This is a genomic window from Mangrovibacterium sp. (assembly GCF_059905295.1).
The window spans coordinates 1-21,452 of the sequence record NZ_JBZQJF010000305.1; the positions used below are offsets into that span (position 1 = coordinate 1).

At 42.9% G+C, this 21,452-nt stretch carries 16 protein-coding genes and 1 tRNA gene; 7 read left to right on the forward strand and 10 right to left on the reverse strand.

Annotated features, from left to right (window positions below; genetic code table 11):
- Positions 1–668 precede the first annotated feature (668 nt).
- The 4 genes from hypD (at position 669) to AC37HE_RS15355 (ending at position 8,508) form a co-directional block, all read left to right on the forward strand.
- A complete protein-coding gene (hypD, locus tag AC37HE_RS15340; RefSeq protein WP_500783736.1) occupies positions 669–3,116 on the forward strand; it encodes a trans-4-hydroxy-L-proline dehydratase in 2,448 nt (815 codons plus the stop codon).
- Positions 3,117–3,219: 103 nt separating this feature from the next.
- On the forward strand, positions 3,220–4,128 hold the full coding sequence (locus tag AC37HE_RS15345; protein ID WP_500783737.1) for a glycyl-radical enzyme activating protein: 909 nt from the start codon (positions 3,220–3,222) through the stop codon (positions 4,126–4,128).
- 714 nt (positions 4,129–4,842) lie between these two features.
- Entirely contained in the window at positions 4,843–6,270 is a 1,428-nt protein-coding gene (locus AC37HE_RS15350) for a RapZ C-terminal domain-containing protein (protein WP_500783739.1), read from the forward strand.
- 114 nt (positions 6,271–6,384) lie between these two features.
- Positions 6,385–8,508 carry a TonB-dependent receptor gene (locus tag AC37HE_RS15355; protein ID WP_500783740.1) on the forward strand — a complete coding sequence of 708 codons (2,124 nt, stop codon included), beginning with the start codon at positions 6,385–6,387 and terminating at the stop codon, positions 8,506–8,508.
- Here the strand turns inward: AC37HE_RS15355 and AC37HE_RS15360 are convergent, their stop codons facing one another.
- The 4 genes from AC37HE_RS15360 to AC37HE_RS15375 all read right to left on the reverse strand — a co-directional run bounded on the left by AC37HE_RS15360 (position 8,509) and on the right by AC37HE_RS15375 (position 11,709).
- On the reverse strand, positions 8,509–9,153 hold the full coding sequence (locus tag AC37HE_RS15360; RefSeq protein ID WP_500783742.1) for a DUF2490 domain-containing protein: 645 nt from the start codon (positions 9,151–9,153) through the stop codon (positions 8,509–8,511).
- Positions 9,154–9,259: 106 nt separating this feature from the next.
- Positions 9,260–10,111, reverse strand: a complete 852-nt coding sequence (locus tag AC37HE_RS15365; protein ID WP_500783744.1) for a tetratricopeptide repeat protein — start codon at positions 10,109–10,111, stop codon at positions 9,260–9,262.
- 199 nt (positions 10,112–10,310) lie between these two features.
- A complete protein-coding gene (locus AC37HE_RS15370; protein ID WP_500783746.1) occupies positions 10,311–11,009 on the reverse strand; it encodes a head GIN domain-containing protein in 699 nt (232 codons plus the stop codon).
- A 124-nt stretch (positions 11,010–11,133) separates the two neighbouring features.
- Positions 11,134–11,709: a hypothetical protein gene (locus AC37HE_RS15375; protein ID WP_500783747.1), complete on the reverse strand. Its 576-nt coding sequence runs from the start codon at positions 11,707–11,709 to the stop codon at positions 11,134–11,136.
- Positions 11,710–12,085: 376 nt separating this feature from the next.
- Between AC37HE_RS15375 and AC37HE_RS15380 the strand changes: the two genes are divergently transcribed.
- Positions 12,086–13,240, forward strand: coding sequence for an iron-containing alcohol dehydrogenase (locus AC37HE_RS15380; RefSeq protein WP_500783749.1), 1,155 nt, complete (start codon positions 12,086–12,088; stop codon positions 13,238–13,240).
- A gap of 383 nt (positions 13,241–13,623) precedes the next feature.
- On the opposite strand, the gene recN is transcribed toward AC37HE_RS15380, so the two are convergent.
- The 5 genes from recN to AC37HE_RS15405 are packed head-to-tail and all read right to left on the reverse strand — an operon-like array spanning position 13,624 to position 18,648.
- On the reverse strand, positions 13,624–15,276 hold the full coding sequence (recN, locus tag AC37HE_RS15385; RefSeq protein ID WP_500783750.1) for a DNA repair protein RecN: 1,653 nt from the start codon (positions 15,274–15,276) through the stop codon (positions 13,624–13,626).
- A 14-nt stretch (positions 15,277–15,290) separates the two neighbouring features.
- Positions 15,291–16,211 carry a type IX secretion system protein PorD gene (porD, locus tag AC37HE_RS15390; RefSeq protein WP_500783752.1) on the reverse strand — a complete coding sequence of 307 codons (921 nt, stop codon included), beginning with the start codon at positions 16,209–16,211 and terminating at the stop codon, positions 15,291–15,293.
- Positions 16,212–16,271: 60 nt separating this feature from the next.
- Positions 16,272–17,471: a bifunctional phosphopantothenoylcysteine decarboxylase/phosphopantothenate--cysteine ligase CoaBC gene (gene coaBC / locus AC37HE_RS15395; protein WP_500783754.1), complete on the reverse strand. Its 1,200-nt coding sequence runs from the start codon at positions 17,469–17,471 to the stop codon at positions 16,272–16,274.
- A 16-nt stretch (positions 17,472–17,487) separates the two neighbouring features.
- Positions 17,488–17,823, reverse strand: a complete 336-nt coding sequence (locus AC37HE_RS15400; RefSeq protein WP_500783756.1) for a DNA-directed RNA polymerase subunit omega — start codon at positions 17,821–17,823, stop codon at positions 17,488–17,490.
- 9 nt (positions 17,824–17,832) lie between these two features.
- The gene (locus tag AC37HE_RS15405) at positions 17,833–18,648 is read right to left on the reverse strand and encodes an outer membrane protein assembly factor BamD (RefSeq protein ID WP_500783758.1); all 816 of its coding nucleotides are present in this window, start codon (positions 18,646–18,648) and stop codon (positions 17,833–17,835) included.
- Positions 18,649–18,765: 117 nt separating this feature from the next.
- Here AC37HE_RS15405 and AC37HE_RS15410 point away from each other — a divergent pair, with 117 nt between their 5' ends.
- Complete coding sequence (locus tag AC37HE_RS15410; RefSeq protein WP_500783760.1) at positions 18,766–20,046, forward strand: aminotransferase class I/II-fold pyridoxal phosphate-dependent enzyme; 1,281 nt, start codon at positions 18,766–18,768, stop codon at positions 20,044–20,046.
- A gap of 79 nt (positions 20,047–20,125) precedes the next feature.
- Here the strand turns inward: AC37HE_RS15410 and trxB are convergent, their stop codons facing one another.
- On the reverse strand, positions 20,126–21,124 hold the full coding sequence (gene trxB, locus AC37HE_RS15415) for a thioredoxin-disulfide reductase (protein ID WP_500783762.1): 999 nt from the start codon (positions 21,122–21,124) through the stop codon (positions 20,126–20,128).
- Between the two features lie 175 nt (positions 21,125–21,299).
- Here trxB and AC37HE_RS15420 point away from each other — a divergent pair.
- Positions 21,300–21,373: transfer RNA gene (locus AC37HE_RS15420), tRNA-Pro, on the forward strand.
- Positions 21,374–21,452 lie beyond the last annotated feature (79 nt).

The window sequence follows — 21,452 nt, forward strand, 5'->3', positions numbered from 1 at the left end:
GTAACATCGAACCAAACACGATCAAACTTTTGGGAGGTAACATCCTGCATTCCACTCTTCGCAAATGTACCTGCGATGCGCGATTGCGTCAAAACAACACTTATTAGTTTCTGAGCAATCTGAGGCATCTGTTTGATTTTCATTATAAGTCTAGCTACACTCAAATCTCATCAAAAATAAAATCGACTTACAAATATGCATTAATAAAAGAGATTATCATTTTACTTCAGGGGAAAAATATTTGTTAAAAAAACCTAATAACGAATCAAAAAAACGCTCAACCCTGCATCAACCGTGTGAACCATGGCTTTTATTACCATTTGATTGCTTACATATTTTAGCACCTTTTTATCCGCTATAAAGAATAGGAAAACAGATAGTTAAAACACATACAAAATCGACAAAAACAATTCCATTTTAGATATTAATCTATACTTTTGGTTTTAATTAATTGAATGATATGCCTGTAATAGTGACACTAACTCATTCTTACCGCCGACTTTTCAATTGCCTGATGTTCTACGATCAGGCTGTCTGATTTCGAAACTTGTTTCACTTAGCTGAAACAGGAGATTTCCCTTTATTTTCTATCATCAAAATACGTTGTGCACGTTTTGCGTACGTGATGAATTTACAGGCTTTATACATTAACAGAAAAAGAGAACCAAATGAATTCAGCAACCATCAATAAAGAACCCGAACGGACTGCCCGTTCATCAAGCAATTTTAGCAGTGATATGAATAAGGCTCCCGGAATGAATGAACGGATTCAGCAATTACGCCAACTAAGCGTAGACACCGAGCCCTCTCTCGACATTGAACGAGCACTGCTTGAAACAGCATTTTATAAAGAAAACTACGGCAAGTATTCGATCCCTGTGTTGCGGGCCATGAATTTCATGGAGCTTTGCCAAAAGAAAACAATCTATATTGGTGACGGCGAATTAATCGTTGGTGAACGCGGACCAAAACCCAAGTGCGTCCCGACCTTCCCGGAGTTGACTTGCCACAGTGTTGAAGATCTGAATGTATTGAATACCCGTGAACTACAACGCTATACCATCTCGCAGGAAGACATTGACACTTACGCACGCGAAGTTATTCCATACTGGCAGGGCCGTACAATACGTGAGCGGATATTTGGACACGTACCTAAAGAATGGCAAGCTGCATATGAGGCCGGACTGTTTACCGAGTTCATGGAACAACGGGCACCCGGGCATACCGCACTCGACGGAAAGATTTACAAAAAAGGATTGCTGGACTTCAAAAAAGATATTCAGACTCATATCGACAGGCTGGATTTCATGAACGATCCGGAGGCCACGGATAAGTTGGAAGAACTGAAAGCTATGGCCATTTCGTGCGATGCAGCGATCCTTTTCGCAGAACGCCACGCTGATTTAGCTGAAGAAATGGCCAAAATGGAAACCAATCCGAAACGCATTGCCGAGTTGCAAAAAATTGCAGAAGTCTGCCGTTGGGTTCCGGCACATGCACCGCGAACTTTTCAGGAAGCCATTCAGATGTACTGGTGGATTCACCTGGGAACCATCACAGAATTGAACGGTTGGGACGCCATGAATCCCGGACATTTTGACCAACATCTGGAACCTTTCTACAACCACCAACTGGACGAAGGCACATTAAACCGCGAGGATGCCAAAGAACTGCTTTGTTGTTTCTGGATTAAAGTGAACAACCAACCGGCACCTCCCAAAGTGGGAATTACCGCCAAAGAAAGTGGCACTTACAACGATTTCACAAACCTCAATATTGGCGGTGTTCGCCGCGATGGCTCTGATGGCACCAGCGAGGTTTCGTACATCATGCTCGAAATTATTGAGGAACTGCATATTTTGCAACCGGGAAGCGCCATTCACATCAGTTCGCGAACACCCGAACGTTTCCTGAAAGCAGGTTGCAAAGTCATTCGTCAGGGACATGGCTACCCCTCTGTTTTCAACCCGGATACCTACATTATGGAATTGGTACGTCAGGGGAAAAGCATTGAAGATGCCCGCGAAGGTGGATGCAGTGGCTGTATTGAAGTTGGAGCATTCGGAAAGGAAGCCTACATTCTGACTGGCTATCTGAACGTACCTAAAATTCTGGAAGTAACCATGAACAACGGAAATGATCCGGTAACCGGGAAACAAGTGGGTATTGCTACCGGCGACCCGTGCGCGTTTAAGTCATTCGACGAATTGTACGGTGCCTTCCTGCAGCAACTGAATTTCATTGTTGATCAAAAGATCCGCGTCAGCAACTACATCGACCGGATGTTTGCCAAATACGCCCCCGCTCCACTCCTGTCGGTTCTGATGGACGATTGTATTGCTAAAGGGCGTGACTACTACGATGCAGGTCCTCGCTATAACACCAACTATATTCAATGTACCGGGCTGGGTACAGTAACCGATAGCTTGAGCACACTGAAAAAGCATGTCTTCGAATCGAAAACCTTCAGTATGGACACGATCATGGATGCCATTCAACGTAATTTTGAAGGAGACGAAATTTTGCGGCAAACCATTTTGAATAATACGCCTTTCTTTGGAAACGACGATGAATATGCCGATTCGATCGCCGTCCAGGTGTACAATGATTTGCTCGCTGCGATTGATGGAAAACCGAACACCAAAGGCGAAACCTTCCATCTCAATATGTTGTCGACCACCTGCCATGTTTACTTTGGGAAAGTAATGGGCGCAACTCCAAATGGCCGTTTGGCCGGAAAATCGATTTCCGATGGAACTTCACCCTCACATGGTTGCGATACCAACGGACCGTCTGCCGTAATTCGCTCGTTAACTAAGTTGGATCAAACCAAATCGGGCGGGACGTTGCTAAACCAACGATTTCTACCGAGCCTGTTGAAGCGCGATGAAGATATTGCCAAGCTGGCAAAACTAATCCGCAGCTATTTTTCAATGGGAGGTCACCATATTCAGTTCAACATTGTGGATACAGCAACCTTACTGGCGGCTCAGGCTTGCCCCGAAGATTACAAAGACCTGCTGGTACGCATGGCCGGTTACAGCGACTATTTCAACGATATGAATACCGACTTGCAACAAGAAGTGATTGACCGAACCGAAAACGAATCATTCTAATTAGAAGAACGCGGTTGAAGGCTGTTGTAAAGAGAAGACAATTGTTTTCCATCGTCAATCGCTCTCAATCGCGTCCTAATCTTCTAAAACTTGAATACTCAAAATGGAGATAGGACTTATTTTCGACATAAAAAAATATGCGATCAACGACGGACCCGGAATTCGGGTAACCATCTTTTTTAAAGGATGTCCGTTGTCCTGTGTGTGGTGTCACAACCCCGAAAGTATTAACCGCAATGCACAGAAAATGTACACCGCTTCGAAATGCATTGGCGCGGTAAAATGTATTGAAATTTGCCCCTACAATGCACTGGAACTAACACCCGATGGTATTAAAACCGATGCGGAACTCTGCAACCTGTGTGGAAAATGTGCCGAAGTGTGCCCGACAAAAGCCATCGAGATGTCGGGTCGGGAATATTCTACAGCAGAACTGATGCATGTGATCGAACGGGAAACTGTCTTTTTCGACCATTCAGAAGGTGGTGTAACCTTCTCGGGAGGAGAACCTTTGATGCATCACCGTAAACTGATTAAATTGCTCGATCGTTGTGGTGAGCGGGACATTCACCGGGTGGTGGACACAACCTTGTTTGCGAAGCCTGAGGTGATTTTGGATGTTGCCAGTCGTACCGAGCTTTTCCTGGTCGATCTGAAGGCATGGAATTCTGAAGTACACCGGAAATACACAGGTGTGCCGAATGAGCAGATCCTCTCGAATATTCGCCTGTTAGCTGAAAACGGATGCGATTTCATTATTCGGATTCCGTTTATCGATGGCGTGAATACTGATGAAGAAACAATTCAGAATGAAGCTGCTTTCCTGGCATCGATTCCCTGGGAACGAAAGCAAGTAAACCTTCTGCCCTACCACGATATTGCCAAAGGAAAACATCAAAAACTGGGAAGTAGATACCAGGCGCTGAATCTGTCGCCCCCCAACGAGCAACAGCTAGAAATGGCGACACGCCTTTTTGCAGAACAAGGAATCAAGGCGACGGTCGGGGGATAAAATTTCAGACAAGGCTAATTCTTTGGGGTAAGTCATCCATCGACATCCTTACACAAACCGTCCACTCAAAAAGGATCAGTTTTCAAGTTTGTGGATTTTCTTCTTATTAACTTGCTTAAACGCTTCCCGGGACAACTGTCCTATTACTCCAGAAACCTGGAACTTGGAACTCAAAACTGTCTCTACCTCAGAGAAAACGGACTAAAATAAGGGAATAAGCTTAGGGATGCAGAGTGGTACGATATTCTACTAAGGTTAAATAATGGAATAAGGTTATCTTATGAGACTTGAGACTTGAGACTTGAGACTTGAGACTTGGAACCTGGAACTCGAAACCCAAACTCCTTCAGTTTAGAGCAAAAAAAAGAGTAGATCTCTATCTACCCTTTTCAAACCTAACTAAACCAATAAAACTAATCAAACCTAAACTTATGAAATAAAATCTACGACAAAGATATGCTGAAAAACACAAACAAGTGTTACCCCAATGTTAAAAAACATGCTGAGCAGCATGTTTTTGAATTTTGATATCTAATTCGGACATTTAAGTGATAAATATCAGTTTTTAGCCCTCATTTGAAAAACAGGAAGTAAAACAGCTTTTCCCCTACCCGCTCACAAATTCTTTTAACTTTGCGACATTAGTCGTCTGATCAATCCGATAAGACGGTTTTAACTGATAGATTTAAGAGACAAAAATAAAAGCATTCACACGTGGATTTACAGATCAAAGAAGAAGTTATTCGCTTATACGAAAAGCATTTCGGCGAAGAAATGACCGCATTTGAATTATTACCGGCCTCGGGGTCGTACCGGGAATATTGTCGCATTAAGAGTAAAAATCATCATGCCATTGGTGCGCATAATGCCGACGTGAAGGAAAACCAGGCTTTCATTGCCTTCACCAAGCATTTTTTTGCCGAAAATATGCCGGTACCCGAAATTTACGCGGTTAACGATGCTGAGACTTGCTATTTGCAGGAAGATTTAGGCAACCTGACACTCTTTGATTATCTGAGTAAGGCGCGCGAACGGGAAGGCTTTTCGGAAAAGGTGGTGAATGTGTACAAGCGCGTTCTGCTGGATTTACCGAAACTGCAAATTTCCGCAGGACAGGGAATAGATTATTCGTATTGCTATCCACGATCTGCTTTCGATGAGCAATCGATGATGTGGGATTTGAACTACTTCAAATACTATTTCCTAAAACTGGCCAAAATTCCGTTCGACGAACAATTGCTGGAAGACGATTTCAAGACCTTCACCCAATATTTACTTCAAGCCGAAAGCGATTATTTTCTCTACCGCGATTTTCAGTCGCGCAACATCATGCTTCGCGATAATAAGGTAGCCTTCATCGATTATCAGGGTGGTCGTAAAGGGCCTTTGCAATACGATTTAGCTTCGCTGCTTTACGATGCCAAAGCCGACATTCCGCAAGACATTCGGAATGAACTGCTCGACTTCTACCTCGACGAGCTGGAAAAGTACAAGGACGTGAAACGCGATCGGTTTAAAGCATTCTTTTCAGGATATGTGCTTATCCGGATTATGCAGGCAATGGGTGCTTATGGTTTCCGCGGCTTTTACGAGAAAAAGGAACATTTCCTGAAGAGTATTCCTTTTGCCCTCGACAACCTGGCCTACTTACTGGAAAATCACACCATACCGGTTGAGTTGAATGAGCTGTTCAAAGTTCTAAGAGCTGTTTCGGAATCGGAATACCTGCGTGAAATTGGTCAGCAGAAACAAGAATTGACTGTCCGGGTTGCAAGTTTCTCCTATAAAAAAGGATTACCGCAAGATCCTTCGGGTAATGGCGGGGGTTACATTTTCGATTGCCGTGCTATCCACAACCCGGGACGCTACGACGAATATAAACAGTTGACCGGAAGAGATCAGGACGTGATTGATTTTCTGGAAAGCCGCTCGGATATGGCCGAATTTTTGAAACACATTTATGCGTTGGTGGATCAGTCGGTGAATGTGTATCAAAAAAGGGGATTTACCAATCTCTCAGTAAGCTTTGGCTGTACGGGCGGTCAACACCGTTCGGTGTATGCTGCTGAACAAATGGCCAACCATCTGAAAAACAATTTCAAGCTTAACGTTGTTCTTACTCATCGGGAACAGGATTTTTAATACCACAGGTTCCCGTGAAAACAATTAGAAAGCGAGGAACAAAACAATGGGAAAAACAGCTTGTAAAAAAGACGACTACAAAGATCCGGAAAATCCGAAATACAAATGTAAAAAGTGCGGAAGCCTAGCCAAAAAAGAAGACAAACTCTGCAAACCGAAAAAGATCAAAGATTAAGACGGTTACTTAACGGTCTGTTCTTTTCGGCAGCCTTTTCTTTAACCGGGCTTCAGCCGGCTTACGCGCAAACCCCCAGCCTGCAGAACAACGATTCTCTTGACGATACGATCCGTGTTGAAGAAATCCGGGTACAGGCCTTTCGTTATGCTCAAAAATTAACGAAAATCCCCGGTGCTATTGCGCTAATTTCTGACACTGAGCTGAAGGCTGTTCCGGCACAGCAAATCGATTATTCGATCAACCAGGTTCCCGGAGTGTATATGCAAAGTGGCAGTTTAAATACAAACCGGATTACCATTCGCGGAATCGGTAGTCGTTCGCCTTATGCATCAAACAAGGTGAGAGCTTATCTGCAGGACATCCCTTTGACAAACGGAACCGGTGAAACGACTCTCGAAGATATAGACCTTTCCCTGATCGATCATTTGGAAATCATTAAAGGGCCTGCATCGGGCTATTACGGCTCCGGATTGGGAGGTACGATCCTGCTTCGGATTGATGACAAGCCAACCAATCTATTTTATGCAACAGCAAGCCTGGCAAGCTATAACCGACAACAATATAAAGCCGGCATTCGGTTGAGTGATGCCAATTGGAGCCATGCTTTTTTTGTAGATCGTTTAAAGGCCGACGGCTATCGCAAGAACAACGAAACCGATCGCACAAACTTCAGTTATGTGGGTAAATACAAGGCCGGCGATCACCAGTTTAACCTCATTTTACTACAAACCGATCTTAAAGCTTATATTCCCAGCTCAGTTGATTGGGATACTTTTCAGAATAATCCGCGGGCAGCTGCCGAAAACTGGGCTTCCGTCAAAGGTTACGAGGATTATCAAAAGCAGCTTGGCGGTCTTTCAGTACAATCAGATTGGGGCAACCGCTTTACAAGTACGATCAGCCTCTTTGGCCAGCGCAAAGCCATGAGAGAGCTACGACCGTTTAACTACCTGGAAGAAGATGACAACTATAAAGGACTTCGCGTACTGGTAGAAAAAATCTACGAGCTAAACCGCGGGCTTTTAACCACCACTCTGGGCAACGAAAGCTTTTGGGAAAACTACAACTGGCAAACCTTTGAAGCACCCGATCATTTTATTCCGTTAAGCGATAACCGGGAGAAACGCAGCTATGCCAATTTCTTTGGGCAAGTTAATTTTTCAACCAGGAAGCTGCGCCTTACAGGAGGTGTTAACCTGAATATTACCAACTACCGCTATCACGATCTGTATACTATCGATGGCGATCAATCGGCTTCGCATCGCTTCAATCCGGTGATCTCTCCCCGACTTGCTGCGAGCTATTCCTTGTCGCCAACAATTGCCCTTTACGGTACAGTAAGCCACGGTTTCTCACCTCCAAGCCTGGAAGAAACCTTACTTCCCAGCGGACAACTCAACACCAACATAAAGCCTGAAACCGGTTGGAATTACGAATTGGGAAGCCGCGGTAACATTGGTACGACCTTGTATTACGACCTTTCGGTTTATTATATGAAAATTAAAAACCTGCTGGTTGCCCGCAGGACTGCAGAAGATGCTTACATGGGAATTAATGCCGGAACAACCGAACATCCAGGCATTGAACTCAACCTGAATTACCATTGGTTAAAACGTCCAAACTGGGGAAGCAAACTTCAGTGTAGCGGAAACTACAGCCCTTATACCTTTAAAAGCTTTGTGGACGACAACAAGGATTACAGCGGCAATGATTTAACCGGCAGTCCGAAACAACGCTATAATCTGGCTCTCGATTCGGACTGGAAACAAAAGCTCCAACTGCTGATTCAATATCAATATAACGGGGAAATTCCGCTTCGCGACGACAACAGTATTTATGCCGATGCCTGGCAAGTGATAAACATTACGGCCAACTATAAAAAGCACTGGAATCAGCTCGAACTGAATTGTACAGCTTCGGTTCTGAATCTGCTGGACGAGCATTATGCTTCGATGGTTTTAATTAATGCTTCATCCTTCGGCAACCAACAGCCCCGGTACTATTATCCAGCCATGCCCCGCAATTTCGCAAGTCGCATTAGCTTGCGGTATTCCTTCTGATCAGATTTTAAGCTTCATATTTAGATACACCACATCTGATTGAAGCCAATAAGCAGTCTTTTGAGAACTTTGCCACACATAAAATAAATCGACTGCCCAATGCGCAGCTGAGAAAACTTCCATTCCGCCATAAATACGCGCTAAATGCAAATTATCCTGATTGAATTTGACAAATAACTCTTCGCCAATAATCGGACGCAGCCATTGTTCTTTCATTGTCGGAAAGTCTATAAAGAAATTTTGATAGAGGCGCTGATGATTTTGGCTGTACTTAAACCAGCGTTGTTCCAGGCGTAAGGTGGAACGAAACTTCAGCTTATTCCACCGTTGAGAAAAAGAACCGATTAACTGCGGACGATACTCATAATCGTCTCCTGTAACTTTTGGCCGTTGTGTAAAACGGAAGCCAAGGCCCAATTTAAACCAGTCGGCATAGCGATGCAAAACTTTCAAATCCAAATAGCTCATTTCCCGAAAACTGTCGTTTGTACGGTAATATGTTTTGGTACTGGCACAAAATTGATTGTTTGAAGCAAGATTGACGGTAGCAGCAACACCTCCCCAGAGATAAAACGGACGCTGATCCTGCGCCATAGAGATAAACTGGGCAAAAACAAGGAGAATTAGTAAGGCAGTTTTTTTCATTGAGCGGTTCATTTATTTTCGCCAACAAAATTAACAGACTCTCCCCATCGAACGAAAAAAGGGCAAGCCGATGGCTCACCCTTCACAATATTTTGATGAAGACGTCTTATAAAACCGATTTACAAGCTTCAATCAATTTTTTAGCATTCGCATTTCCCGCATCCAATGCAGTTGCTTTTTGCAACACATCGTAAGCAGCCTGAAACTGAACTTTTGAATCAGCTACAGCTTTCGTGTAAGCTTCATCAGTTGTTTTAATTGTTCCGGCCTGAACTTGTTGATTGGCACCATTCAGAATTTTCACACCCTTTTTATACAATGTGTTTCCTTCACCAACATAAACGTTTGCCAAAGCACCGGTAATTTTGTCGTTACCCGGGTATTTAGCAGCACCAGCTTCCAAAGTAGCTTTGAACTCATCGTCTTTATTCAACTTACGAAGCGCCATTGCCTTGTAGAAAATGGCATTTTCACTGTTGTAACCACCAGCATCAGCAGCAGTAAAGAAAGAAGCAGCATCAGCATATTTTTTAGCCTTGTAAGCAACAATACCAGCGTTATAGTTCAATGCAGGAGCTTTGTCTGCTTCGGCTGCAGTAATCGCTTCTTTATAAGCTGCAATCGCTTCATCATCTTTATTCAGTTTTGCTAACGAGTTAGCTTTAAACTCCAGTGCAGAAGCTTTGTTAGCATCAGCTGCAATCGCTTTGTCGAAATATTTTACGGCAGCATCATACTTTTCAGCTTGCATAGCTGCAAAACCAATATTGAAGTTGATCGCATCGTCAACCTGTACATCACCAAGGTTATTCATTGCTTTATCATACAATTCGAACGCTTTGGCATAATCTTTTGCCGTTAATGCATCATTACCTTGATTAATCAATTCTGCTGCATCCTGCGCAAATACGGAGAACGCCCCCAACAAGAATACAACTCCTAATAAAATACGTTTCATAAACAACTCTTTTTTAGATATATAAGATTACTTTTCCAATTAATATTTTTCGGAATTTTACGCGTGAAACCCAAAAATAACAATAATGATTAAAAAATCTAAGTTAAAAATCTCTAAGAGGGGTATTTTAGAAAAGAAAAAAGGAAGATTTCGCCAATCCGAAACCTTCCACAAAAACTATTTAACGTGAATTGAAGCCTTATTTTCGTTCTATTTTTCCAAGTCCGTCAACCGATTGATCAACCACAGGATCACCGGAATAACTGATTTTCCCCAATCCTTCAAGGTGAGCATTCAAATACTTGTTTACATGCAAAGTTGCAAAGCCCAGCCCTTCAATCTGAACAGAAGTTGAATCAGTCGTAAAATCTGCTGCTTTCAGATAAGCAGCTCCCGAAAGTCTTGCCGAAAGCTGCGGACTAGCACCTTCGAGCTCGAACACGCCTCCTCCTTCACCACTAATATCTACTTTGTCCGCTTTCATTTTTAATTTAATATTCGCTCCTCCTTCTACCTGCACCTCAAGTTCGTTTAAGTTTAGGTACCCTTTCGTTTCAATGGTTGCCCCACCTTCAATTTTAATCTTCTCAAGATCGCTAAACTGAAGAATAACTTCCGGGCTATTCAGACTAAACCGATCTCTTCTCAACTCCAGCCATCCCGATTCCGCATCGCTGTTAACATCAATTGTTTCGAGTGTTTCTTTTAACCCCCGGATATGCACGCCGGGGCGACCGCTCTGCTCGAGCCTAATCGTGAAATTCCCTTTTACAAAGACCTTATTAAATTCGGATACGGGAACACTCATCTCTTCCTCATCCTTAACTTGTGCATAATGACAAGCTGAAAAGGAAAATCCGACTAGGAAAACGAATAAGATAGAAGTGATCAGACGCATATATCAATCAATTATGTCTCAAAGGTAAGATGATTGGACACAGCCATCGAGGGTAAATCGACTAGTAACCGAATTTGGCAGGTAAACAGAGAAATATGAAAGCGACACAGCCTGCCGCTATGCATTAGTCTTTTGACAAGTAATCGCGGATTAAAATTTTGAAATAAACGAGTAAGTAAAGAATCGCCACCAGAATAATTCCGTACACCACCCAATCAACCGTTTGAACAGCCGGAGGAAAGCCTGCTGTCATGTACCGCGTTACAAGCATGAAAATAAGCAGTAAAAACATCAGCAGCACCATTTGATGCCTTTTGCGACTTACAGCTAAAAAAGCAACTACTGCCCAGAGGATGGCAATACCGCCGTAAACCAAAGCCAGCGAAGGATAACCATCGGTAAAACTTAAAGCACCTGTGATAAATGGAATTAAAGCCACAAAATAGAAGAGTCGTTGAATACTTTTGATCAACTTCATCGCTTTCTCCGCATTGGCAAAGCCCGGAAAAATACTGGGACGATGCTTATGCGTTTGGCTCTGAATTGAAGCAATATCCACTCCGCGGCTTTCTGCAACTTCCCGCGCAGCTTCAACAGCAAGCTCTTGATAGTCTTGTGCATGTTTTAAAACGGCCAGTAATTCTTCGTCAGAATATTTCTGGTAACGATCAATTAATTCTTCTCTTCCGGGAAATTCCATATAAACTATTTTCCTGTAAAATTAAGGCTTTAAAACTTATTAACCTGAGTTCGATTTTAAAATGATTCACAGCTTTAGCTCTTTTTGATCAGAAACTTTCACCGGTTTTCGAAGTACTATCGGGATAATTCAAGAAAATCGGAGGAAGTTTATGACAAAAAGAGCAAAGCCCTAAGAGGGAAAGTCCTTCTCACACCATCTTTTTATTTAAAACTCCTCGAAATAACCCGTTATGACTTCGCAGTTTTAAATAAAAACCGGACGCAATTATGACTTTCTGTGAAAATATTTTAAGGTCGAACTCAGTTATTAACGGATAGAATACTTACGATTTTATAACTTTGACAATAGACATTAGAAAACAAAGTATTAGACCATGAACAATTTTATTTTCCAAAATCCCGTCAAAATTCTGTTCGGGAAAGGACAAATCACCAACATTAGTGACCAACTTCCTGCCGACAGCAAAATCCTGTTAACCTACGGTGGAGGAAGTATCTTCAAAAACGGCGTTTACGATCAGGTAAAAGAAGCCACAAAAGGATTACAAGTACTTGAATTTGGTGGCATTGAGCCCAATCCGAAATTCGAAACACTAATGAAAGCCGTTGCGCTTTGTAAAGCAGAAAAAATTGATTATTTGCTGGCCGTAGGCGGTGGTTCTGTTATCGACGGAACAAAGTTTATTGCAGCTGCATTTTGTTTTGAAGGCGACGATCCCTGGGATATTTTAGCCAAGCATGCGGAAGTCAACAAGGCCCTGCCTATTGGTACCGTGCTTACTCTTCCGGCCACCGGATCAGAGATGAATGCAGGTTCGGTTGTATCTAAAATTGAAACACAGGAAAAACTGGCTTTCGGGTCACCACTGGTAATGCCACAATTTTCAGTTCTTGATCCCGAGGTTATCTTTTCGCTTCCGGATCGGCAGGTTGCCAATGGTGTTGTTGATGCATTCGTTCATGTCATGGAACAATACCTCACCTACCCGGTTAATGCACCTCTGCAAGACCGCATGGCGGAAGGTATTCTGCACACCTTAGTGGAAGAAGGCCCCAAAGTACTGGCAAACCGAAACGATTACGACGCAGCAGCGAACTTTATGTGGAGTGCGACAATGGCCTTAAATGGTTTAATCGCAGTGGGTGTTCCGCAAGACTGGGCAACCCACATGATTGGTCACGAGCTAACTGCTTACCATGGTATTGATCATGCTCAAACGCTGGCCATTGTTTTACCGGGCATGATGGATTTAAAAAGACAAAGCAAAGAGGCTAAAATATTACAGTACGGAGAACGAATATGGGGAATTACTGACGGCACAACCGACGAGCGCATTGATGCCGCAATTGCCAAAACCGTGGAATTCTTTGAAAAGATGGGCATTAAAACCAAGCTCCCCGATTATGACGTTCCGACTGAAACAATCAAACAAATTGCTGACCGCTTCGAACAACGGGGCTTCAAAGTCGGAGAACATGCTGACATTGGCCCGGCTGAAATCACAGAAATTCTTCAATCGAGGCTTTAGCCAATTCTATCGGTCTACCAACTAGCATTATCAAACAACCGGTGAACTCTGTCGGGTAACCCGTGAACTCTATCGGGTAACCCGCGGACTTTACCGAACGACCTGTCGCCTCAGGCGGATGAGACAGGAGTTCATTCACCCGAACTGTGAATCTTTTCAGGTGACCCGTGAACTTTATCTTACAATCGGTGAATTTAATCGGGTGAGCCGTGAGGGCTATCGGTCAACAGGTAAGCCCTGTCGAATACCCCTTGAACCTTGTCGGATAAGCGGCGAACTCCATCGGGCGGGTTGACTGGTTTATCCGACAAGTCGCACGTTCAGAAAAGCAACTGGTAAATCCGCCCGTCCGTAGTACAAAGGCTCTGCGGCAGGCACGAAAACTATTGTAACAATTCCCGGGCTGTTTTCCGCGCTGTGTCCGAAGCATTGGCTCCACTTAGCATTTGTGCCAGTTCTTCAATACGTTCATCGGCTCCCAGCTGACGAATCGACGTATAGGTACGCTCTTCCTCATCGTATTTATAAACTTTGAAGTGATGTTCACCTTTACCGGCAATCTGTGGTAAGTGCGTTATATTGATGATTTGCACATTGCCCGACATTTCTTTCAGAATAGTTCCCATTTTAAGGGCTACCTCACCGGAAATTCCTGTATCTATTTCGTCGAAAATAATGGTTGGTAACGATTTGCTGTTGGCTATTAATGCTTTCAATGCCAACATCACACGTGAGATTTCACCACCGGAGGCAATTTTAGCAATATCCTGTGGTTCTCCGTTTTTATTACCGGAAAAGGCAAAGCGCAAATCGTCTTTACCAAATGCCCCGGCTTGTTCCAGCTCGTCAAACTTCAAACGGAAGACAGCATTCATCATCCCCAGTTTCTGTAGCACCTCTTCAACCGATTGCGTGATTTGCCCGGCAACAGCCTGGCGGCGTTCACTCAGCTCTGCAGCTTGTGTATCAACCAGCGTTTTCAATTCTTCCAACTTAGCAGTCGCAGCTTCTATTTCATCATCAAATGAAGCAATTTGTCCAATCTTCTGGTCGTATTCATCTTTCAGCTGCAAAAGCTCTTCAACCGATCCTACACGGAACTTTTGTTGTAAAGCATAGATCATATCCAGGCGTTCGGCAACAAACTGAATGCGCTCCGGATCATGTTCGGTACGTTCAGCAACATCCGTGCAATCGGCTACCAGATCCTTCAATTCCAGGTAGCACGATTCCAAACGATTAGCCACTTCTTTAGCCTTAGGAACGACAGCTGATAACTTTCCAAATTGGCTTACATTCTCCTTTAAACGTACCAAAAGCCCCAATTCTTCACCATCCATATCCTCGGCAAACTGCCCGAAAGTCATCTTAATATCTTCGGCATGCTCCAAAGTTGCCTGTTCCGATTCAAGTTCGGTTTGTTCACTGTCCTTCAACTTGGCTTCCTCCAATTGCTGAAACTGAAACTGGAAATAATCCAAATCAGCCTTTGCTTTTTCGGCCTCTTCCTGTAAGTCTCGCAAAATCCTGGTTTGTTTCTGGCTGGCGCGGAATGTTTTGCCATATTCGGTCAACAGAGTCGCATTTTCCGCCACCAAATCCACCAGGTTCAACTGGAAAGATTGGTTTCCCAATTCCAGGTTTTGGTGTTGCGAGTGAATATCGATCAAGCGAACAGCCAGTTCCTGCATCACTTTTAAAGTCACGGGCGTATCGTTGATAAAAGCACGCGACTTTCCCGCCGGACTTATCTCGCGGCGCAGGATCGTCTGGTCGTCATAGTCCAGTTCTTCTTTTTCAAAGAAGTCCTGAAGCCGGTAATCTTTAATATTGAAAATACTTTCAACGGTACACTTGCGATCTTTATCCTGCAATACATTCAGGTCGGCACGTTGCCCCATAACCAAACCTAACGCTCCCAGTACAATCGACTTACCGGCACCGGTTTCACCTGTAATAATATTGAAGCCCTTGTAGAACTGAATATGCAGTTCATCGATCAGGGCATAATTGGAAATATGCAACTCTAAAAGCACCTGTGATTTTTTTATTAGTTATCTAAATTGAAGGTATTGTCTTCGTTAATCTTTTCGTATTTGGACCCGTTCGACGGATCAATCTCATTCAGAATTGACAATACACGTTGCTTTTCGGATGTGTATGAACCAGAAAAAATATTCACCAGTTCATCCGCCTTAGCATCGAAAAATATCGGGAATAAATAGATATTCGGTCTATTCCGGTAGATACGCTGCAACAACTTCAAGGATTCGGCAATTTCGGCCCGGCCATCTTCCAGCTTATCACTCATCACATCCAATCCCAGGCGATGATAGCGATAGATACATTGCCGAAAGCCGGAATACGAACGGTTCAGCAAGTTTTCAGCCAGCCAATACCGGTTACGTTCACTTTCGTAGGCTTTCCATCCCTCGTAAATTGTACTTTGCGAATTATTGACAATCTGCTGCGCTTTCTGGAAATATTCCGTTCCCCCTTCAGGTGAAAAAGAATCGTAATCCATACCGATAATAATATAGGCGTAGAAAGCCATGATATTAGTGAGATTGTCTTTGTTAGAGGTAATATTAAAATCCATCGGCTGAAACTCCTGGTAACGCACATGGAAATCTTTATCCTTAATGTTCAGCAGGGTTGTTTCGTAGGTCGAATTAAAAACCGGACGACGTAACTGCACAGTCATCGACCCCTTAAACTCGTCCGATGCAACTTGTTCATCCAACTGAATGAAAATATTGCACTCGATCCGCTCATCAATATCGTACACATGATCTGTCCAGGTCCGGTTGTTCATAAACTCATACAAATCAGCTTGCATCGTACGGAAGATGTTCCGGTTTGCCCCTTGAATTTTAGAGGCTGAAACACTCACATTACAACGCAATTCCTGAGCACGGACAAAGGAAAAGAAGATTAAAAATACGACAAGCAGACTACTCAGTTTCTTCATAGCAGTTTGTTATGGCAATGAAGTAAAAATAAGATAAAAATCCGGAAGTCGTGCTGTTAGTTACAAACAGCTTGCCAGGTGATCAACAATATCGCGGGCAACTTCCGTCTTCATCTTTAACTGAAAATCAATCGCTTTATTGTCTTTTGTCAAGATGGAAATTTTGTTGGTATCAACACCAAAGCCGGCCCCTTTATCCTGCAAGGAATTTAATACGATGAAGTCCAGGTTTTTCCGTTGCATTTTTTTCACAGCATTACTTTGTTCGTCCTGTGTCTCCAATGCAAAACCAACTAAAAGCTGTCCTTTCTGTTTCATCTCCCCCAAACAAGCTGCAATATCATCATTCGCTTCCAACTCGATGGTCATATCACTTGCTTGCCGTTTAATTTTTTGCTGAGCCGGAAACTTAGGCCGGTAATCAGCAACAGCAGCACACATAATGGCTCCATCGGTTTCAGGAAAAATGTCCAAGGCTGCTTGTTTCATCTCAAGTGCTGAAACAACATCAACCCGTTTAATATTTGGATGATTCGTGTGAAGACTTACAGGACCACTCACCAAAGTAACTTTGGCACCTTGCTCTGCCAATTCCTCAGCTAAAGCAAAGCCCATTTTCCCCGAAGAAAAGTTACCGATGAAACGCACCGGATCGATTTTCTCGTAGGTTGGTCCGGCAGTTACCAGAAAGTGTTTATTCAGAAGCTTTTTTTTTTCGTTGAAGAAAGTAACAACTTCCTCAACAATCCGCTCGGGTTCCTGCATTCGGCCTTTACCATGAAGTCCGCTGGCCAGTTCTCCTTCGGCCGGCTCCAAAATAATATTTCCGAATGATTTCAGGGCTTCCAGATTATTTAGCGTTGAAGGATGCTGAAACATATCCAAATCCATAGCCGGTGCAATCATCACCGGGCATTTAGCCGACATATAGGTTGTTACCAACAGGTTATCAGCAATTCCGGTTACAAACTTGCCCATCGTGGCAGCCGTAATCGGAGCAACCAACATCAAGTCTGCCCATTGTCCCATGTCGACATGAGAATGCCAGGTACCGTCATTTGCTGCAAAAAACTCCGATGCCACCGGTTTGGTAGACAAAGCACTCATGGTAACCGGAGTAATGAATTCTTTGGCAGCAGGAGTCATCACAACCTGAACCTCGGCACCTTCTTTCACTAGTAACCTTAAAAGATAAGCTGCCTTGTAGGCAGCTATACTTCCGGTCACACCTAAAATGATATGTTTTCCTTCAAGCCTCATAAAGGCTAATATTTTATTATAACGCCTTGCGGTTTTCTTTGGCAGGGTTACGGTGATAAATCTGTTCTTGTTTGTATTCTTCGCAAGCAATTAACGTAGGCTTAGGCAAACGTTCGTAATATTTTGAAATCTCAATTTGCTCACGGTTTTCAAAAACTTCCTCCAGATTATCAGAGTAAGAAGCAAATTCCTGCAATTTTTGGCTCAGCTCTTCCTTCATTTCCGAAGAAATCTGGTTAGCACGTTTTGCAAGAATCATAACAGTTTCATAAACATTACCTGTTTGTGATTCCAATTGAGATAAATCTCGTGGAACTGTAGTGCTTTCAGCTTTGATCTTTTTGAAATCCATATTCTAATATTAATTAATATCCTCTTTATAATGTAACAGTTCAGCCAACGTTTTGTAGAACTTTTCTGCATCTTTCCGGTGCTCACTGTTCGGGTATTCGTCGACAAAGGTAAAATATTCATCCAAAGCATCGCTCAAACGAAGCTCCTTTTTTTCTTCTACCGATCTGGTTGCCAAGTAATACTTAGCTCGCAGAAGCATAAACATGAGCTCTTCACGATACTTTGTATCCGGAAAATCTTTCAGCGAATTGGTCAAAGCAACTGTTGCAGCTTTGTAGTTTTCCATATCGTAATACAGTTTACCGGTCAAATACGATTTATATACCAACTTTTCGCGCATCTCAATAATCAAGCGGTTAGCTTCCTCTACACGATCGCTGTGTGGGTAAAGGTTGATGAATAATTGTAAAGCATCAATCGCCTGTTGTGTAACCTGCTGATCCAAACGCGCATTGGGCGATTGCTGATAAAAACAAAAGCCAACCATGTACTGAGCTTCTTCTCCATATTGAGATTTTGGAAACTCGTTCAACAAAGTACGAAACCAGTGACCTGCCATCATATAATCCTGCATTCCCAGGAAACTTTTGGCATAATAATAATAAACCTCATCGGCCCGGCTGGTTCCCCGGTATATATTAACTAATTCTTTTAACAACTGAGATGAACGTACGTACTCCCCGTCATCATAATACTCGAGTGCCTTCTTGTATTTGAATTCGTAGTCGGTACTTTTTACGATCTTATTAAAATCCCCACAAGCTGTTGTTAACAAGAGTAACATCAGACTTATGAATCCGTATTTCTTCAGACTTTTTAGCATGGCGGCAAAGATACATTTTTATTAAAAATTGAAGGCTAAAATAAATAAGAAAACTCTTTAAAAGGAAAGCTTTAGTATAATTTAACAGATTTGGAGAGTGACCAAAAAAAATTACTTTTGTACCGTTTAATTTTAAAGCAAATAGAAGTGGATATTTTTGATAAGTTTACATCTAACAAAGGAAATATCGGCCAGTATATGAAGCAGGCTCATGGCTATTTCGCATTCCCGAAGCTGGAAGGTGAAATCGGGCCTCGCATGAAATTTCAGGGTAAAGAAGTACTGACCTGGAGTTTAAACAATTATATCGGTTTAGCGAACCACCCTGAAGTTCGCGAAGCAGATGCCAAAGCAGCTGCAGAGTGGGGACTCGCTTACCCAATGGGAGCCCGCATGATGTCGGGACAAACCGACTACCACGAACAATTAGAACGCGACTTAGCAGCATTCGTTAATAAAGAAGATGCTTTCCTTCTTAACTTCGGTTACCAGGGTATGCTTTCAATTATTGATGCAGTTTGTGGTCGTAACGATGTAATTGTTTACGATAGCGAAGCCCACGCCTGTATTTTGGATGGTGTTCGTTTACACATGGGTAAACGTTATGTATTCCCACACAACGATATTGAAAACCTGAGAAAACAGCTGGAACGCGCAACAAAATTAGCCGAAAAACAAGGAGGTGGTATTTTAGTGATCACTGAAGGTGTTTTTGGTATGTCGGGCGATCTTGGCAAATTGGACGAGATTGTTGCACTGAAGAAAGACTTCAACTTCCGTTTATTGGTTGACGATGCTCACGGTTTTGGAACAATGGGTGCTACAGGTGCCGGTTCTCCAGAGCACTTCCATGTACAAGAAGAAGTAGACATCTTGTTCTGTACTTTTGCAAAATCAATGGCATCAATTGGTGCTTTCGTAGCAAGTAACCGCGACGTTGTTAACTACCTTCGTTATAACATGCGCTCACAAACATTCGCGAAATCATTACCAATGCCATTAGTTATTGGAGCTCAAAAACGTCTGGAATTGTTGAAAAACCAACCAGAACTTCGCGAGAATTTGTGGACAATTGTAAACGCGCTGCAAAGTGGGTTAAAAGCTGAAGGTTTTGACCTTGGCCGCACAAACACGCCGGTAACTCCTGTTTATATGAAAGGTGGTGTTGTTGAAGCAACAAACGTTGTTGTCGACCTGCGTGAAAACTACCAGATTTTCTGTTCGGTTGTTGTTTACCCGGTAATTCCAAAAGGAGAAATCATTCTACGTTTGATTCCGACTGCAACACACAGTCTGGAAGATGTAGCCTATACAATTAAAGCATTCGCTGAAGTACGCGATAAGTTGGCTGCCGGAGAATACAGTGGTGAAGAAATCAAAGCAATGGGACACATATAATCGAGAGATCATTGCCTAAGAAATAAAAAAATCCCTTCGGAAATTCCGAAGGGATTTTTTATTTGCATGTATTTCTTGCTTACGAATTCTTTTCAGACAAATAACGTTCAGCATCAATCGCCGCCATACAACCAGATCCTGCTGCAGTAACAGCCTGGCGGTAATGCGAGTCCTGCACATCTCCACAAGCGAATACACCCGCTACATTTGTCTTAGAAGTTCCGGGAACTGTTTTGATGTAGCCAACCTCATCCAGATCCAAATAATCAGCCACAAAGTCAGAGTTTGGCTTATGTCCAATTGCCAGGAAGAAACCATCAATTTTGATTGTTACTTCTTCCTCACCCTCTTCACCTTTATTTTTCACCAATGTCGCTCCCTCAACAACACCATCACCCAATAAACCTTTTGTCTGGTGTTTCCAAAGAATTTCCACATTGGGAGTATTCTGAACTCTTTCAGCCATTACTTTCGATGCTCTCAATTCGTCGCGACGAACAACCATATAAACCTTATTACACAATCCGGCCAGATACATCGCCTCTTCAGCCGCTGTGTCTCCCCCGCCTACAACAGCAACATCTTTTCCACGATAGAAAAATCCGTCGCATGTTGCACAGGCAGAAACTCCACCCCCAGCATATTTTTGTTCGTCTGCCAAGCCCAAATATTTCGCAGTTGCTCCGGTCGCCAAAATTACAGTTTCGGCTTCAATCAGTTTCTTATCATCAACCCAAACTTTATGCACTTCACCTGAAAAGTCAACTTTTGTCGCCAAACCAAAGCGAATATCGGTACCAAAACGCTCTGCTTGCTTTTTTAAGTCCTCCATCATTGCTGGTCCGGTAATTCCATCCGGATAGCCTGGAAAATTCTCCACCTCAGTCGTTGTTGTCAACTGTCCGCCGGGTTGCAAACCTTCATACATTACCGGACTTAAATTAGCACGTGCCGCATAAATGGCGGCAGTATAACCAGCAGGGCCAGAACCAACGATCAAACATTTTACCTTTTCAGCTCCTTCTGTTTGATTGGTATTTGATGGCTCACTTCCGCCTAAATCTAATGACTTGAACATTTTCTATACTTTAAAATTTCATACAAAAATACACTTAAGCTTGCTAATTTCAACATTCAGATCTTCAATATTATTTAAGATCTCATAGATTCAGTTTATCACCACATTCTCGAGTCAAAATGCACTTTTTATTTTGAAGTAATGTTCGGAATGTTTATTTTCGCAGCACTTTAATCGGGATGTAGCGCAGCCTGGTAGCGCACTCGTCTGGGGGGCGAGGGGTCGCAAGTTCAAATCTTGTCATCCCGACAGATTGAAAATCAAGGAGTTAGAGCAGTGCTTTAGCTCCTTTGTTCTTTCAATAGGGACGATTTAGGTACGAATTCAA

Bases quoted from the DNA above. Each gene is read 5' to 3' on its own strand.
- porD (WP_500783752.1), bottom strand. From the start codon at position 16,211: ATGAAGAAACTGAGTAGTCTGCTTGTCGTATTTTTAATCTTCTTTTCC.
- AC37HE_RS15365 (WP_500783744.1), bottom strand. From the start codon at position 10,111: ATGAAACGTATTTTATTAGGAGTTGTATTCTTGTTGGGGGCGTTCTCC.
- hypD (WP_500783736.1), top strand. From the start codon at position 669: ATGAATTCAGCAACCATCAATAAAGAACCCGAACGGACTGCCCGTTCA.
- coaBC (WP_500783754.1), bottom strand. From the start codon at position 17,471: ATGAGGCTTGAAGGAAAACATATCATTTTAGGTGTGACCGGAAGTATA.
- AC37HE_RS15380 (WP_500783749.1), top strand. From the start codon at position 12,086: ATGAACAATTTTATTTTCCAAAATCCCGTCAAAATTCTGTTCGGGAAA.
- AC37HE_RS15370 (WP_500783746.1), bottom strand. From the start codon at position 11,009: ATGCGTCTGATCACTTCTATCTTATTCGTTTTCCTAGTCGGATTTTCC.
- AC37HE_RS15375 (WP_500783747.1), bottom strand. From the start codon at position 11,709: ATGGAATTTCCCGGAAGAGAAGAATTAATTGATCGTTACCAGAAATAT.
- AC37HE_RS15405 (WP_500783758.1), bottom strand. From the start codon at position 18,648: ATGCTAAAAAGTCTGAAGAAATACGGATTCATAAGTCTGATGTTACTC.
- trxB (WP_500783762.1), bottom strand. From the start codon at position 21,124: ATGTTCAAGTCATTAGATTTAGGCGGAAGTGAGCCATCAAATACCAAT.
- AC37HE_RS15400 (WP_500783756.1), bottom strand. From the start codon at position 17,823: ATGGATTTCAAAAAGATCAAAGCTGAAAGCACTACAGTTCCACGAGAT.
- AC37HE_RS15360 (WP_500783742.1), bottom strand. From the start codon at position 9,153: ATGAAAAAAACTGCCTTACTAATTCTCCTTGTTTTTGCCCAGTTTATC.
- AC37HE_RS15345 (WP_500783737.1), top strand. From the start codon at position 3,220: ATGGAGATAGGACTTATTTTCGACATAAAAAAATATGCGATCAACGAC.